Origin of the sequence: Bradyrhizobium manausense (assembly GCF_018131105.1) — a bacterium.
Classification (GTDB): Bacteria; Pseudomonadota; Alphaproteobacteria; order Rhizobiales; family Xanthobacteraceae; genus Bradyrhizobium; species Bradyrhizobium manausense_B.
The window spans coordinates 2,716,356-2,731,852 of the sequence record NZ_JAFCJI010000001.1 but is presented as its reverse complement, the minus strand read 5'-3'; the positions used below and the strand labels follow the sequence as shown (position 1 = coordinate 2,731,852).

Here is a 15,497-nt window from a genome sequence, read left to right as displayed (position 1 = left end):
CGTCCGCGCCGTGCAATTCCAGGAACCCTTTATGTCCGACGCTCCGTCACCCGGTACCGTTTCTGCTCCCGATATGCTCGAACTCGCGGCACTCCTGTGCTCGCGGGTCTGTCATGATCTCATCAGCCCGGTCGGCGCCATCGTCAATGGGCTCGAAGTGCTCGATGACGATCCCAAGCCCGAGGACCGCGAATTCGCGCTCGACCTCATTCGCAAGAGCGCCAAGACGGCCTCGGCCCGGCTGCAATTCTGCCGTCTCGCCTTCGGCGCGGCCGGCTCCTCTGGCGCGCAGATCGATCTCGGCGATGCCCAGACCATGGCGAAGGGCCACATCGAGGACGGCAAGTGCACGATCACGTGGAATCTGCCGCGACTGCTGCTGCCGAAGAACCGGGTCAAGCTGCTGCTCAATATGCTGGTCGTCTCCCAGCACACGATCCCGCGCGGCGGCACGCTGACGATCGATCCGATCGGCGAGGGCGAGACGATGAGCTTCCGCATCACCGCGACCGGACACAACGCCCGCCTGCCGCAGAACATCTCCGAGCTTCTGAGCGGCGAACGCGGACCGGCGGCGGATGCGCACGCGATCCAGCCTTACTATACGCGGCTGTTGGCGCAGGCCTGTGGGCTCACCGTGACGCTCAAGCTAGAGGGCGAAGCCATCATCATTACCGCTTCGTAAACGCGCGCGCCGCTCGCAGAGATTAATCCATTCTTTACGAGGCGCTTCGGTTTGTCCGGAGCGCCTTATCTCTTTGTTGGTTCCGTTCTTTTGCACATACTCAACCATTATTAAACGCTTTGCGGTGAAGCTGGCCCCATTCCGACATGGCGCATCACGAGTCGTGCGCGCCCTCTCTGTATGAAGGCCTGTTTTCATGGATGATCTGTTGCGGGAGTTTCTGACGGAGACCAGCGAGAGCCTGGACACCGTGGATAATCAATTGGTGAAGTTCGAGCAGGAGCCGAACAACGCCAAGATCCTGGATAACATCTTCCGCCTGGTCCACACCATCAAGGGTACGTGCGGCTTCCTGGGTTTGCCGCGGCTTGAAGCGCTGGCGCATGCCGGCGAGACGCTGATGGGCAAATTCCGTGACGGCATGCCGGTGACGGGACCGGCGGTGACGCTGATCCTGTCCTCGATCGACCGCATCAAGGAGATTCTCGCAGGTCTCGAGGCGACCGAAGCCGAGCCCGAAGGCAACGACCGCGATCTCATCGACAAGCTGGAAGCGATGGTCGAGCAGGGCATGGCGGCCATGGCTGCTGCCGTTGCTGCTCCCGTTGCCGTTGCCGAAGCGCCGCCGCTGGTGCCGGAAGCTCCCGTCGCGGCACCTGCTCCTGCAAAAGAGATGACCACGGGCACGCTGATCGACCAGACCCTGGAACGCCCCTTGCGTCCGGGCGAAGTCTCGCTCGACGAGCTCGAGCGCGCCTTCCGCGAGACCGCGATCGAAGCGCCCGCGCCTGCTCCGGTTGCCAAGGCTGAAGAGAAGGCTGGGCCTGCCGTTGAAGCTCCTGCACCGGCGGCGAAGGACGCTGCAAAGGCGCCCAAGGAGAAGGCCGCGCCGAAGAAGTCGATGGCCGACGAGGCCGCCGGCGAAGGCGACCGCATCGCCAACCAGTCGATCCGCGTCAACGTGGATACGCTGGAACATTTGATGACCATGGTCTCCGAGCTGGTGCTGACCCGCAACCAGCTCTTGGAGATCTCCCGCCGCAACGAGGACACCGAGTTCAAGGTGCCGTTGCAGCGCCTCTCCAACGTCACCGCCGAGCTGCAGGAAGGCGTCATGAAGACGCGCATGCAGCCGATCGGCAATGCCTGGCAGAAGCTGCCCCGCATCGTCCGCGATCTCTCGGGCGAACTCGGCAAGCAGATCGAGCTGGAGATGCACGGCGCCGACACCGAGCTCGACCGCCAGGTGCTCGACCTGATCAAGGACCCGCTCACCCACATGGTGCGCAACTCCGCCGATCACGGCCTGGAGACCCCCGCCGAGCGCCTCGCTTCAGGCAAGGGCGAGCAGGGCACCATCCGCCTCTCCGCCTATCATGAAGGCGGCCACATCATCATCTGCATCGCCGACAACGGCCGCGGCCTCAACACCGAGAAGATCAAGGCCAAGGCGATCTCCTCCGGTCTCGCCACCGAGGCCGAACTGGAGAAGATGTCGGAAGCCCAGATCCACAAGTTCATCTTCGCGCCCGGCTTCTCGACCGCGGCCGCCATCACCTCGGTCTCCGGCCGCGGCGTCGGCATGGACGTGGTCCGCACCAATATCGACCAGATCGGCGGCACCATCGACATCAAGTCGGTGGCCGGCGAAGGCTCCTCCGTCACCATCAAGATCCCGCTGACGCTGGCGATCGTCTCCGCGCTGATCGTCGAAGCCGCCGGTGACCGCTTTGCGATCCCGCAGCTCTCGGTGGTCGAGCTGGTCCGTGCCCGCGCCAACTCGGAGCACCGCATCGAGCGCATCAAGGACACGGCCGTGCTGCGCCTGCGCAACAAGCTGTTGCCGCTGATCCATCTGAAGAAGCTCTTGAAGATCGACGACGGCGCGGCCAGCGATCCCGAGAACGGCTTCATCGTGGTGACGCAAGTCGGCAGCCAGACGTTCGGTATCGTCGTCGACGGCGTCTTCCATACGGAAGAAATCGTCGTGAAGCCGATGTCGACGAAACTCCGTCACATCGACATGTTCTCGGGCAACACCATCCTGGGCGATGGCGCCGTCATCATGATCATCGACCCCAACGGCATTGCCAAGGCGCTCGGCGCCGCCGGCTCCTCGGCCCATGACATGGCCGACGACAATGGCGCCCACCACATCGGCTCGGGCGAGCAGACCACCTCGCTGCTGGTGTTCCGCGCCGGCTCGTCCCAGCCCAAGGCGGTCCCGCTCGGGCTGGTCACGCGCCTGGAAGAGCTCCCGGCCGACAAGATCGAGTTCAGTAACGGCCGCTACATGGTGCAGTACCGCGAGCAGCTGATGCCGCTGGTGGCCATGGACGGCGTCACCGTCGCGTCCCAGGGCGCCCAGCCGATCCTGGTGTTCGCCGATGACGGCCGCTCCATGGGTCTCGTCGTCGACGAGATCATCGACATCGTCGAGGAACGCCTCAACATCGAGGTCGGCGGCTCGGCCAGCGGCATCCTCGGCTCGGCCGTGATCAAGGGCCAGGCCACCGAAGTGATCGACGTCGGCCACTTCCTGCCGATGGCGTTCGCCGACTGGTTCACCCGCAAGGAGATGAAGCCGTCGATGCACTCGCAGTCGGTGCTGCTGGTCGATGACAGCGCGTTCTTCCGCAACATGCTGGCGCCCGTGCTCAAGGCCGCCGGCTACCGCGTCCGCACCGCGCCGACCGCGCAGGAAGGCCTCGCGGCCTTGCGCGCCCAGACCTTCGACGTGGTGCTGACCGACATCGAGATGCCCGACATGAACGGGTTCGAGTTCGCGGAGGTGATCCGCTCCGACAGCAATCTGGGTGCGATGCCGATCATCGGCCTGTCCGCCCTGGTGTCGCCGGCGGCGATCGAGCGCGGCCGTCAGGCCGGCTTCCACGATTATGTCGCCAAGTTCGACCGTCCCGGTCTGATCGCGGCGCTGAAGGAACAGACCGCGGGCGCCGCCGGCGCCTCCGAGCTGAGCCGGGCAGCGGCGTAACGCCAAGGGATCAGGAGAGACGAGATGAGCAAGAAGAAGACCCAGTCCGCTGAAGGCGCCATGGTCGAATACGTCACCGCGATGATCGGCGGCCAGCTGTTCGGCCTGCCGATCTCCCGCGTCCAGGACGTGTTCATGCCCGAGCGCGTCACCCGGGTTCCGCTGTCCTCGCGCGAGATCGCGGGCGTCCTGAACCTGCGCGGCCGCATCGTCACCGTGGTCGACATGCGCTCGCGTCTCGGCCTGCCCCGGGACGAAGACGGCAAGACGGCGATGGCGGTCGGCGTCGACCTGCGCGGCGAATCCTACGGCCTCCTGATCGACCAGATCGGCGAGGTGCTGCGCCTGCCCGAGGCCGGCATGGAGGAGAACCCCGTCAACCTCGATCCCCGCATGGCCAAGCTCGCCGGCGGCGTCCACCGTCTCGACGGCCAGCTCATGGTCGTCCTCGACGTCGATCGCGTGCTCGAGCTCGCACCCGAGATGATGGCTGCCTGATACGGCGGCATGGCCGCCGACAGACGTGCAATTGGAAGTGCCCCCGCAAAGGGGACAGGAAGCAGAGGTTCACATGCGAACTTGTCTCGTCGTTGATGATTCCAGCGTCATCCGCAAGGTTGCGCGCCGGATCCTGGAAGGCCTCGACTTCCAGATTCTCGAAGCCGAGGACGGTGAGAAGGCACTGGAAGCCTGCAAGCGCGGGCTGCCCGACGCGGTGCTGCTCGACTGGAACATGCCTGTCATGGACGGCTACGAGTTCCTCGGTCATCTCCGCCGCATGCCCGGCGGCGATCAGCCCAAGGTGGTGTTCTGCACCACCGAGAACGACGTCGCGCACATCGCGCGTGCGCTCCATGCCGGCGCCAACGAGTACATCATGAAGCCCTTCGACAAGGACATCGTGACGGCGAAGTTCCAGGAAGTCGGCTTGATCTGAGCGAACACCGGAGGCTGGACGGCTCCTTCGGCGCTTGTTTTCAACTAAACCGTTTCAGTCTGAGTTGGTGAGTAATGAGTGTGGCGTTCGCAGGCAATTCGACCACGGGCACGTCGCGTGAAGCCGGGCCGCTGCGGGTGATGATCGTCGACGACTCCGTCGTCATACGCGGTCTGATCTCGCGCTGGATCGGGGCCGAGCACGACATGGAGGTCGCGGCGTCGCTGCGCACCGGGCTCGAGGCGGTGAACCAGATCGAACGCATCAACCCTGACGTCGCCGTGCTCGACATCGAAATGCCCGAGCTCGACGGCATCTCGGCGCTGCCGCAACTGCTGGCGAAGAAGCGCGATCTCGTCGTCATCATGGCGTCGACGCTGACCCGCCGCAATGCGGAGGTCAGCTTCAAGGCGCTGTCGCTCGGCGCGGCAGACTACATTCCGAAACCGGAATCGACGCGCGAGGCGTCCGCCGCCGATATCTTCCATCATGATCTGATCCAGAAGATCCGTCATCTCGGTGCGCGGCTGCGCCGGAAGTCGGCCGTGGCGAGCCCACCGCTCGCGCCTGCGAGCCCGGCTGCGCCGGTTGCGCGTGCACCGGTTGTTGCTCGGCCTGCTGCGGCGCCGGCACCAGCCCCGCACGCCCTGTTCCCGGGCCCGATGTCCACGCGTCCGTTCTCGACCCAGGCGCCGAAGGTGCTGCTGATCGGCTCCTCGACCGGTGGCCCGCAGGCGTTGATGACGCTCGTCACCGAGCTCGGCCCCGTCATCGACCGCTTCCCGGTGCTGATTACCCAGCATATGCCGCCGACCTTCACCACCATTCTCGCCGAGCATCTGGCACGCTCGAGCCGCAAGCCCGCAGCCGAGGCTGTCGACGGCGAACCGGTGAAGCCGGGGCGCATCTATCTCGCGCCGGGCGGCAAGCATATGCGCGTCGTGCGCAGCGGCGCCGAACCCGCGATCGCGCTCGACGACGGCCCCGCCGTCAATTTCTGCAAGCCCGCGGTCGATCCGTTGTTCACCTCCGCCATCGACATCTGGCACGGCAACATCCTCTCCGTGATCCTGACCGGCATGGGCTCGGACGGCATGCGCGGCGGCAAGGATATCGTCGCCGCCGGCGGCAGCGTCATCGCGCAGGATGAAGCGTCCAGCGTGGTGTGGGGCATGCCGGGTGCGGCGGCCAACGCCGGCATCTGCGCGGCGATCCTGCCGCTCAACCAGATCGGCGCCAAGGTCAACCGCCTGTTTGCGGGAGACCGCTCGTGACGCCTGCGGATTACGACTATCTGCGCAAGTTCCTGAAAGAACGCTCCGGCCTCGATCTCTCACCCGACAAGCAATATCTGGTCGAGAGCCGCCTGCTGCCGCTGGCCCGCAAGGCGAGCCTGCCCGGGATCCCCGATCTCGTGCTGAAGATCAGGAGCGGCGATGGCCGGCTTGCGACTGATGTGGTCGAGGCCATGACCACCAACGAAACCTTCTTCTTCCGCGACAGGATCCCGTTCGATCATCTGCGCGACAGCATCATGCCTCGCCTGATTCAGGCACGCGCCGCGCGCAAGTCGCTGCGGATCTGGTCGGCAGCGTCGTCGACTGGGCAGGAGCCTTATTCGATCGCGATGTGCCTGAAGGAGATGGGCGCCGCGCTCGCCGGCTGGCGCATCGAAATCGTCGCCACCGATCTCTCGCAGGAGGTGCTGGAGAAATCCAGGGCCGGCGTTTACAGCCAGTTCGAAGTGCAGCGCGGCCTGCCGATCCAGCTGTTGATGAAATACTTCACCCAATCGAGCGACGTGTGGCAGCTCAATGCCGATGTTCGTGCGATGGTGCAGTTCCGACAGCTCAATCTGTTGCAGGACTTCTCTCACCTCGGCACGTTCGACGTGATCTTCTGCCGCAATGTCCTGATCTATTTCGATCAGGACACCAAGGCCGTGATTTTCGAGCGCATGGCCAGGGGCCTGGAAGCGGACGGCACGCTGCTGCTGGGCGCCGCCGAATCGGTCGTCGGCATCACCGACGTGTTCCGCCCGATGTCCGATCGTCGTGGCCTCTACCAGCTCAACCCCGTGCGATCCGGCCGCCCGATGGGCGGACTGATGCCGCAGCCGCTGAAGGTCGCCGCGGCAAGGTGAGAGGGCTTCTTCACCTTCTCCCACAGGGGGAGAAGGGAAGACAACAAGCGTCACAAAATCGCATGCGGCAAGAACCGCGAGCTGTTTCCCGTGATCGGGCTCTCGTCCTCGCGGATCGAAAGCCCGCACGGTTCGTGGTTCACCAGCCAGCTTCCCACCACCGGATAGACGCCTGAAAAATTCGGCAACGGCGACAGCGCCTGACGCACGAAGCCTTCGGCGCCGTAGGGCCCCGTGTGCTCGTCGAGTGACATTCCGCCCGACACCAGCGTGACGTTGGCCCCTTCGCGCGACAGCAGCGGCTTGCGGACGTAGGAGCTGCCGAGCTCGGCGGCGCGTGGATCGTCCTCGAAGTAAGCCGGCAGCAGGTTGGGATGGTTTGGAAATATCTCCCAGAGCAGCGGCAGGATGCCCTTGTTGGAGAGCACCGCTTTCCACGGAGGCTCGATCCAGCGCGTCGGCGCGCCCAGTAGCTTTGCGCCGAAGGCATCGTGGAACATCCATTCCCAGGGGTAGAGCTTGAAGACAAGCTCCATGTCGCGGTTGTCGAGATCGACGAAGCCGCCGACGTCGCGCCAGCCGATCTCCTCGATGTCGAGCAGCGTGGTCGAGAGGCCCGCCTGGCGCGCGGTATCCTCGAGATAAGCGAGCGTGCCGGCGTCTTCCTCGTTGCCGGTGGTGCCGGTAAGGTGCAGATGCTTATTCGCAGCAACTTGCTTCCATGCCTCGATCAGTCGCTCGTGGATCGAGTTGAACTGATCGGCGCGCGCGGGGATGATGCACCTCTCGATCGCCTGCTCGAGCCAGGTCCATTGGAACACCGCGGCCTCGAAGATCGAGGTCGGCGTGTCCGCGTTGTATTCGAGCAGTTTTGCGGGACTCTCGCCGTCGAATCTCAGATCGAGACGGCCGTACAGGCTGTGGTCGTCGCGCTCCCAGCTCTCGGAGATCAGGCTCCAGAATGCCTCCGGTATCTTCAGCCGGCGCAGATGGCGCTCGTCGCCGATCACGCGGCCGGCGAGCTCCAGGCACATTGCGTCGATCTCGCCGGTCGGCGTCTCGATCGAGCGTTCGATCTCCTCGAGCGTGAAGGCGTAATAAGCGCGCTCGTCCCAATAGCGCTCGCCGTCGATGGTGTGGAAGGCGAAGCCGCATTGCTCGGCGGTCTGTTGCCAATCGTCGCGCTCGGGACAGCTGATACGTTGCATGTGTCAGCCGCCGTGACCGCCATGACCTTGACCGCCATGACCTTGACCATGATGGCTACCGTGCATGCGATGCAGCGTGCCGCCGAAGCCGCCATAGCGCGGCCGGCAATATGGCTCGCCGTCGATGCCGGGCACGGCTTCGAGCCCGGAGCCGCAGGGATGTTCTCGCCTGGTGAATCCCATCGAGGCGGCGCTGACCGCGGCGCTTCCCATCAGCGTGAGCATGACCCTTCGCGAGCGTTTCATGGCCTGTCCTCCCGCACGCTTTAAACCAGACAGGCGCGCGGCGTTGAATTCAAAACCTCGCGCGTCAGCTCCCGCCCGAGAAGGCATGCGCGAACGAGCCGAAGCCGCCACGCGTGACGCCACCGGAGGCTGAGCTGGACGAGCCACCCGACGAGGAATGACTTGAGGAGTCGCTGCTGTAGAAGCTCGACCGCGACGACCAATGCGAGCTGCCTGATGAGCTGCGGCTGCTGCAGTTGGTGCTCGCCGATGCCGGCGCCGCTGCGCCGGGGACCGTTGCCCCGGGGGCTGTCGCCCCGGGCGGATTCGGATCGCAAGCCGTCCGCGGCATCAACGTGAAGGCGGTGGTGCCGACCGCAATCGTCCCCATCACCAGCAGTGCGACATGGCCCGAGCGTTTCACCGGCTCGCGCGGTGCCGACGGCACGGCGGCGGGCCTGCGCTTGCCGAAATCTTTGGTGGGAGGCTTGGCGGCCATATCAATAGATCATGCAGGCGGCGTTCAGCAGGCCCGCTGCGAGCGAGGACAGGCCGAGCCAGATGGCGGGCGCGAGCTCACCGGCGGCGATCCGCCCCGACAGGTTCGGCACCGGAATTTTCACGATGTAGAACACGGCGACCTGCACGATCAGCGCGACGAAGGCCCAGACCAGGCAGTCCAGCACATTGGCGGAATGGGCGATCGCGCTGAACAGGGGCGCCACGAAGCCGAGCAGGCTGAGGCCGAGCGCAATCGCAGCCGCTGGATCGTTGTCCCGGATCAGCTGGAACTCGTTGTGCGGCGTCATCCGCGTGTAGACGAACAGATATGCCACTATCGCGATCAGCCCGGTGCAGAAATAGACCAGGAAGGCGGGCAGGCCGGCGAGCGATTGCAGGATCATGGGAGAGGTCCGACGTTGGCGCCCGCGAATTCTGGCACGATCGCTTAGTCGCCGCACCGGCCTGTCAGGTTCGATCCCCAGAAACAACCCGGCTCTCCGGCACGCGCCGGGCACCGCACAAAAATTCGGGCCGCATGAGACATGCTTCACAAATGCGTCTCGAGGTTGCATGTGATAGTCTGAGACATTGCTTTGCGGCCGCCGTCATCTCGGCCGCTCGATTCGAGGGATACTTCGTTCAGACCAAAATCTTGTTGAGTGAGGCTCAAAATGCCTGTTGCCGAATACGAAGATTTCGAGCTCGAGATCGGCTCCGACCTGCCGATGGGCGGCGGTCCTCAGCAATATTACGGCCGGGTCGTCAGGTCTCCGGCGGGCGAGGCGCCGAAGAGCCAGGTCAAATTCTGGTTCTCGGCACCCGGCGAATTGGCCAAGCTGCGCGGCGAGCTCGAAAGCGCCGTCCTCGAGATCGACGACAAGAATCGCCAGGGACCGACCACGCGCGGCGAGCAGGTGTTGCGGGATTTTGGCCGCGGCGTGTTTCGCAGCGTCTTCACCGACGTGCCGTCGATCCAGCGGATCTATGAGCGCAGCAAGGGTGCCGCGCAGGATCTGAGGATCAAGCTGCGCATCGAGGCGGCTGACCTCGCCGGACTGCCCTGGGAATATCTCTACGACGAAGACGACATGCCCGGCTTCGTCAGCCTCACGCGCCCCATCGTGCGTTATCTCGAGACGGCGGGCGGCGTCGGCCGGATGGGCGTCAAGGGACCGTTGCGCATCCTCGGCATGATCGCCGATCCATCGACCAGCGAATGGCCGAAGCTCAACGTCGTCAAGGAGCGCGACCGCATCAATAAGGGCATCGACGCACTCCAGCACGAAGGCAAGGTCGATTTCCAGTGGGTCCCCGGCGGGACCGGCAAAGACCTGATGAAGAAGCTGCTTGAAGGAGAATGGCACATCTTCCACTTCATCGGGCATGGCGGCGTCGAGGAGGCATTGCCAGGCGCCGGCGCCAGCGGCTTCGTCGTCATGGTCGACGAGGACGGCAAGCCGGTGAAGAAGTTCGCCACCGACCTCGCGATGATGCTGACGGGAGCGCGGCGCAGCCTGCGCCTGATCGTGCTCAATTGCTGCGAGAGCGCCAGGGTCAATGTCGGCGACCGCTTCGGCAATCCGGCGATCGGATTGATGAAGACGGGATGGCTGCCCGCCGTGGTGGCGATGCAGTTTCCAATCACCGACAACGCTGCGATCTCGATGTCGGAGGGATTTTACGCAGCGCTTGCCGGCAACCGTCCGATCGACGATGCGGTCACGCTCGCGCGCAAATTCATCCAGGAGAAGTCGCGCGTCGAGTGGGGCATTCCGGTCCTCTACATGCGCTCGCCCGATGGCCGGATCTTCGACGTCGAAGCGCCGCAGCCGCAGGTCGCGCCGCCCGAGGCGGGGCGCCCCTCGAAGGAAATGCTGCAACAGCGCCGCGATGACTTCATGGAGGCGCTGCTGATCGCCCCGACGACGGTCGAGGCGCTGGAGGACCTGACCCGGCGCGGACAGGAACTGCACGGTCTCCTGGCCGGCGATTCCGAACTCTCGGTCCGGCTCGCAAAGGTCTATTTCGATCTCGGCACGCTTCAGCACAAGCAGAAGCAGATCCCGAAGGCCGCCGCGAGCTTCGCCTACATGCTCAAGCTCGATCCGGCGAAGCCGGAATATTTCGTGCGGCGAGCCAACTTCAACGTGACCGTCGGTCTCTACGAGAATGCGCTGAGCGACATTACCGAAGCGATCAAGCTCAAGCCGAAGAACGCCGAGTTCTACTGGATCAAGGGCATCGTCAGCATGACGGCCGCCGGCACCGACGACAAGCGCGGCTATGTCGAGGACGCGATCAAGGCGTTCGGCATGGCGATCGCGACCAACGAGAACGAGCCGAAATATCTGGTGTCGCGGGCCAATGCCTATGCCCAGATCAAGGACGTGGTGAAGGCCCAGAACGATATGGACAGCGCGATCGCGCTGGCCCCCGACAATATCGATCTGCTGGTCCAGAAGGCCAAGATGGTCGCCCAGGCCGCGTGACGCTTCACGCGGCCGCCGCATGCCGTGGTGTTCGGCGCCCTTTAACAGCGAACCCTGGCGATAGGAGTTCATCGTGTCGCTTGCTCATGTCGTAGAACCCCTGAATGCGATCTTCGAGTCGTTCGGCGGACCGCTTCTGGTCGTGTTGTTCTACTGGTTCAGGTTTCACACGCTGAAGGGGACGCGCTCGTTCACGACGCGGCCGCTGTTCCTGTTCGGCCTCGCCGTCTTCATCACGCCGTTCCTTTTGATCTACGCTTTTCTTCCCGCGAAGCTGTCGCCGCTCGCTGCGGTCTGGGTCCTGATGGTCGCCTGGCTCATTCCGGTCGTGCCGAGGTGGTGGAGAAAACTCTGCCAGGGGCTGGCCGGCATTCCCGTCAGCGCGTTCGCGCTGCGCGACGCGCTTGCCGCCGCGTCGTTCCAGGTCGGTCCCGACGACATGCCGAGCCTGCAGCGCAAGCTGTCCAGGGTCGGCTACCAGGTCGATGATTTCCGCGCCACGCAATCGACCGCGATCCAGTCGCGCTTCCTCAAGATCTCGGCGCTGATGCTTCATCTCGAGCGCTGGGCTTCCGAGCATCAGCCCTTCATGGAACGCAATTCCGATCTCTATGCGGAGCTGCTCGCGGTCTACGATTCGCTCTGCTTCCGCACCGTCCGCGTGCTCAAGAGCAGTGCCGAGATCTACGGTGCGATCATGGAGGACAGCCTTGTCGAGCCTGATGACTGGCAGGCGCTCGACCAGCTCTCGACCCGCCACAGCGTGGTGAGCCAACTGCAACTCGCGGCCCAGACCGCGGCGGGATGCATGCTGGAAGATCTGCGCAAGGATATGGATGCCCTGCTCAACAATCTCTTCCTGTTCGCCGCGCGCGCCGCGCTGGCCGATGAATGGACCCTCGGCCGCAGCAGGCAAAGGCTGGGGCGGATCGGCTTCACGCTGGAACCGGCACCGCCCGGCATCCTGAAGTTCGTCGCGGTCGTGGCCGGCTTCGCCTTTGTGTGGTGCCTGGCGTGGTTGGTCGGGTCCGGCAAGGTCGTTCACATGCCTGGTGACTCGGATGTCGCCATGCTGCGGACGCTGGTGACGACGCCGCTCTACCTCATCATCAATTTCTCGCTGGTCTACCACCTCAAGCGGCAATACGCCTTCGCGAACGAGAGCATTTTCGGCGGAGTGCCGATTGCCTTCATCCTGACGGTCGGCCTCTTGAGCACCCCGATCTTTGGCATCATCCAGGCGGCGTTCGACGTCTACCAGTTTCCGGACAGGCCTCGTTTCGACGTCATCTGGCACGATCTGCCGCTCCTGATCTTTCCCTGGGGGATCGCGGGCATGGCGGCGCTGCTGGTGCAGGATTCGACGTGGAGCCATCGGTCGCGGATCACGCGGCGGATGCGCGATGGTCTCGTCTTTGGCGGCGGCATGACCACGATGCTGTGGGTGCTGATGGCGATCCACCTGATCAGCCCGATGCCGGTGATGGAGGTCGTCGACAACGTCCCGGCCTGGTCGTTCCTCTGGTCGTTCGTGGTCCCGACCTTCGCCTTCGGATTCATCATCGGCTACGCGCTGATCGCCTGGCTGCGCGAGGCGGCGTCGCGCGTTCCGGTCGGCAGGCCCACGCTCGCCACCGCTTCACTCGCCAGCGCCTGACGAAGCCCCAAACAACAAAACCCCGCCATTTGCGGCGGGGTCCAGGCTGGGAGGAGCGAGCCCGGGAGGGCTCGCGGGTAAACCCAGGATCAGGCGGGGATGCGCTCTTCGTGCTCGTGCGGCTCGCGCAGCACGTAGCCGCGGCCCCACACGGTCTCGATGAAGTTGCGTCCCTCGGAAGCGTTGGCCAGCTTCTTGCGGAGCTTGCAGATGAAGACGTCGATGATCTTCAGCTCGGGCTCGTCCATGCCGCCATAGAGGTGGTTGAGGAACATTTCCTTGGTGAGGGTCGTACCCTTGCGGAGCGAGAGCAGCTCCAGCATCTGGTATTCCTTGCCGGTCAGGTGCACGCGCTGGCCGCCGACTTCGACCGTCTTGGTGTCGAGGTTGACGACGAGGTCGCCGGTCTGGATGACCGACTGGGCGTGACCCTTGGAGCGGCGCACGATCGCATGGATGCGGGCAACCAGCTCGTCCTTGTGGAAGGGTTTGGTCATGTAGTCGTCGGCGCCGACGCCGAGACCTTTGACCTTGTCCTCGATGCCGGCGAGGCCGGAGAGGATCAGGATCGGTGTCTTGATCTTGGAGACCCGAAGCTGCTTGAGCACGTCGTAGCCCGACATGTCCGGCAGGTTGAGGTCGAGAAGGATAATGTCGTAATCGTATAACTTACCGAGATCGACGCCTTCTTCCCCCAAATCGGTCGTGTAGACGTTGAAGCTCTCAGACTTCAGCATCAGCTCGATCGACTGCGCGACGGCGCTGTCATCTTCAATCAGCAAAACGCGCATGCCAGTTCCCCATAGTCGCCGCTCCTGGGCGTCAGGTCGGCCGCATTCGCGGCACTCAACAAAACGCCTTTGAACAACTGATTCGGATCCTGACAACAGATGGTTAACAAATCCTGATTCTGGAACGCAAGTCCCCCCGGTGCAATTTTTCTCGAATCGCCCTAAGGTCTTGCGTGTGAAGCAGCTTTCGTTATCCGGCTCCGTTCAAGTTCCACTTTAAGAGACGGGCCTAACCGACTCCCGCGACTCAGCCTTCTTCTGAAGGGGAGCCACGCTCAGTCACAAAGACAGTGACGCAATGATTAACGATGCGGGTAAACACGAAGTTAAGCGCCGTTCAGAAATATGGCGAAATTTAAGGGTTTCGCCATGAAGGCCCCGATCAGGAAGGCGCGTGCCGCTATGAAGGCCCTCTAATGAAGGCTCTGGCTGAACAGATCGGCGATATCGACGGCGTCAATATCTATGGCCGTGTGGTCGGCGTTCGCGGGCTGATGGTCGAGGTGGCCGGCCCGATCCACGCGATGTCGGTCGGCGCGCGGCTCGTGATCGAGACTGGCGGCAACCGATCCATCCCATGCGAGGTGATCGGCTTCTCCGGCAACAACGCCGTCGTGATGCCGTTCGCCGGCCTCGACGGCGTGCGGCGCGGCTGCAAGGCCGTCATCGCCAATGCCGCCAATCAGGTGCGGCCGTCATCGGCCTGGCTCGGCCGCGTCGTCAATGCGCTGGGCGAGCCGATCGACGGCAAGGGGCCGTTGCCCCAGGGCGCCTCGCCGATGCCATATCGCAATTCGCCGCCGCCGGCGCATTCGCGCAAGCGCGTCGGCGCGCCGCTGGATCTCGGCGTGCGCGCGATGAACACCTTTCTCACCTGCTGCCGCGGCCAGCGCATGGGCATCTTCGCCGGCTCCGGAGTCGGCAAATCGGTGCTGCTGTCGATGCTCGCGCGCAACGTCGATGCCGCCGTCAGCGTCATCGGGCTGATCGGCGAACGCGGCCGTGAGGTGCAGGAATTCCTGCAGGACGACCTCGGCGAAGAGGGACTGGCGCGCTCCGTCGTGGTGGTTGCGACCTCCGACGAGCCGGCGCTGATGCGGCGGCAGGCCGCCTATCTGACGCTCGCGGTCGCCGAATATTTTCGCGACGAGGGCCAGGACGTTCTCTGCCTGATGGATTCGGTGACGCGCTTCGCCATGGCCCAGCGCGAGATCGGCCTGTCCGCCGGCGAGCCGCCGACCGCCAAGGGCTACACCCCGACCGTCTTCACCGAGCTGCCGAAGCTCTTGGAGCGCGCCGGCCCGGGCCTGGGCGAGGGCGCCATCACGGCGATCTTCACCGTGCTGGTCGACGGCGACGATCACAACGAGCCGATCGCGGATGCTGTCCGCGGCATCCTCGACGGCCATATCGTGATGCAGCGCTCGATCGCAGAGCGCGGCCGCTACCCCGCCATCAACATCCTCAAATCCGTCTCCCGCACCATGCCGAAATCGGCCGACCCGCAGTTCTGGCCGACCATCCAGAAGGCGCGGGCGGTCATGGCGACCTATGCCGACATGGAGGAACTGATCCGGCTGGGAGCCTATCGGGCCGGCTCCAGCCCCGAGGTCGACGAGGCGATCCGGCTGCACGAGCCGCTGGAGGCCTTCCTGCGCCAGCGCAAGGATGAAAATGCGTCATTGGCCGACGGCTACCACCAGTTGGCGCAAATCCTCGGTAATTTGGAAACGGAACGCTAACTTTGTCCCGTCATCATCCCTTCCCACAGAGTAGCAGAGCCGGTCTTGGCCCTCACGGGGACTGTGGGGAGACCGGTGCCGTCCCACGTGCAGCTAAGGGACTTCTGGGGAGTACGAGTCG

Annotated in this window: 14 protein-coding genes; 9 read left to right on the top strand and 5 right to left on the bottom strand. The window is 64.3% G+C overall.

Annotation, left to right across the window (positions count from 1 at the left end; genetic code table 11):
* Positions 1-31 precede the first annotated feature (31 nt).
* The 6 genes from chpT to JQ631_RS13025 all read left to right on the top strand — a co-directional run bounded on the left by chpT (position 32) and on the right by JQ631_RS13025 (position 6,760).
* Positions 32-685 carry a histidine phosphotransferase ChpT gene (chpT, locus tag JQ631_RS13050; protein WP_212326686.1) on the top strand — a complete coding sequence of 218 codons (654 nt, stop codon included), beginning with the start codon at positions 32-34 and terminating at the stop codon, positions 683-685.
* A gap of 196 nt (positions 686-881) precedes the next feature.
* Positions 882-3,680 carry a hybrid sensor histidine kinase/response regulator gene (locus JQ631_RS13045; RefSeq protein ID WP_212326684.1) on the top strand — a complete coding sequence of 933 codons (2,799 nt, stop codon included), beginning with the start codon at positions 882-884 and terminating at the stop codon, positions 3,678-3,680.
* A gap of 24 nt (positions 3,681-3,704) precedes the next feature.
* Positions 3,705-4,178, top strand: coding sequence for a chemotaxis protein CheW (locus JQ631_RS13040; protein ID WP_212326682.1), 474 nt, complete (start codon positions 3,705-3,707; stop codon positions 4,176-4,178).
* Positions 4,179-4,251: 73 nt separating this feature from the next.
* The gene (locus JQ631_RS13035) at positions 4,252-4,617 is read left to right on the top strand and encodes a response regulator (protein WP_007600538.1); all 366 of its coding nucleotides are present in this window, start codon (positions 4,252-4,254) and stop codon (positions 4,615-4,617) included.
* Between the two features lie 74 nt (positions 4,618-4,691).
* Positions 4,692-5,891: a protein-glutamate methylesterase/protein-glutamine glutaminase gene (locus tag JQ631_RS13030; RefSeq protein WP_212326680.1), complete on the top strand. Its 1,200-nt coding sequence runs from the start codon at positions 4,692-4,694 to the stop codon at positions 5,889-5,891.
* Complete coding sequence (locus tag JQ631_RS13025; protein WP_212326678.1) at positions 5,888-6,760, top strand: CheR family methyltransferase; 873 nt, start codon at positions 5,888-5,890, stop codon at positions 6,758-6,760. Before JQ631_RS13030 ends, JQ631_RS13025 begins: the two co-directional genes overlap by 4 nt.
* Positions 6,761-6,810: 50 nt before the next feature.
* Here the strand turns inward: JQ631_RS13025 and JQ631_RS13020 are convergent, their stop codons facing one another.
* From JQ631_RS13020 to JQ631_RS13005, 4 genes are all read right to left on the bottom strand, one after another.
* On the bottom strand, positions 6,811-7,968 hold the full coding sequence (locus JQ631_RS13020; protein ID WP_212326676.1) for a glutathionylspermidine synthase family protein: 1,158 nt from the start codon (positions 7,966-7,968) through the stop codon (positions 6,811-6,813).
* Between the two features lie 3 nt (positions 7,969-7,971).
* Entirely contained in the window at positions 7,972-8,214 is a 243-nt protein-coding gene (locus JQ631_RS13015; protein ID WP_212326674.1) for a hypothetical protein, read from the bottom strand.
* Between the two features lie 64 nt (positions 8,215-8,278).
* The gene (locus JQ631_RS13010; protein WP_212326672.1) at positions 8,279-8,692 is read right to left on the bottom strand and encodes a hypothetical protein; all 414 of its coding nucleotides are present in this window, start codon (positions 8,690-8,692) and stop codon (positions 8,279-8,281) included.
* Between the two features lies 1 nt (position 8,693).
* Positions 8,694-9,098, bottom strand: a complete 405-nt coding sequence (locus JQ631_RS13005) for a DUF350 domain-containing protein (RefSeq protein WP_212326671.1) — start codon at positions 9,096-9,098, stop codon at positions 8,694-8,696.
* 270 nt (positions 9,099-9,368) lie between these two features.
* Between JQ631_RS13005 and JQ631_RS13000 the strand changes: the two genes are divergently transcribed.
* A complete protein-coding gene (locus tag JQ631_RS13000; protein ID WP_212326670.1) occupies positions 9,369-11,186 on the top strand; it encodes a CHAT domain-containing tetratricopeptide repeat protein in 1,818 nt (605 codons plus the stop codon).
* Between the two features lie 73 nt (positions 11,187-11,259).
* Positions 11,260-12,843 (top strand): hypothetical protein, encoded by a 1,584-nt coding sequence (locus JQ631_RS12995; RefSeq protein ID WP_212326669.1) that lies wholly within the window; start codon positions 11,260-11,262, stop codon positions 12,841-12,843.
* A gap of 89 nt (positions 12,844-12,932) precedes the next feature.
* Here JQ631_RS12995 and ctrA read toward each other — a convergent pair whose 3' ends face one another.
* Complete coding sequence (gene ctrA / locus JQ631_RS12990) at positions 12,933-13,634, bottom strand: response regulator transcription factor CtrA (RefSeq protein ID WP_008138878.1); 702 nt, start codon at positions 13,632-13,634, stop codon at positions 12,933-12,935.
* Between the two features lie 416 nt (positions 13,635-14,050).
* On the opposite strand from ctrA, the gene fliI reads away from it, so the two are divergent.
* A complete protein-coding gene (fliI, locus tag JQ631_RS12985) occupies positions 14,051-15,376 on the top strand; it encodes a flagellar protein export ATPase FliI (protein WP_212326668.1) in 1,326 nt (441 codons plus the stop codon).
* Positions 15,377-15,497 lie beyond the last annotated feature (121 nt).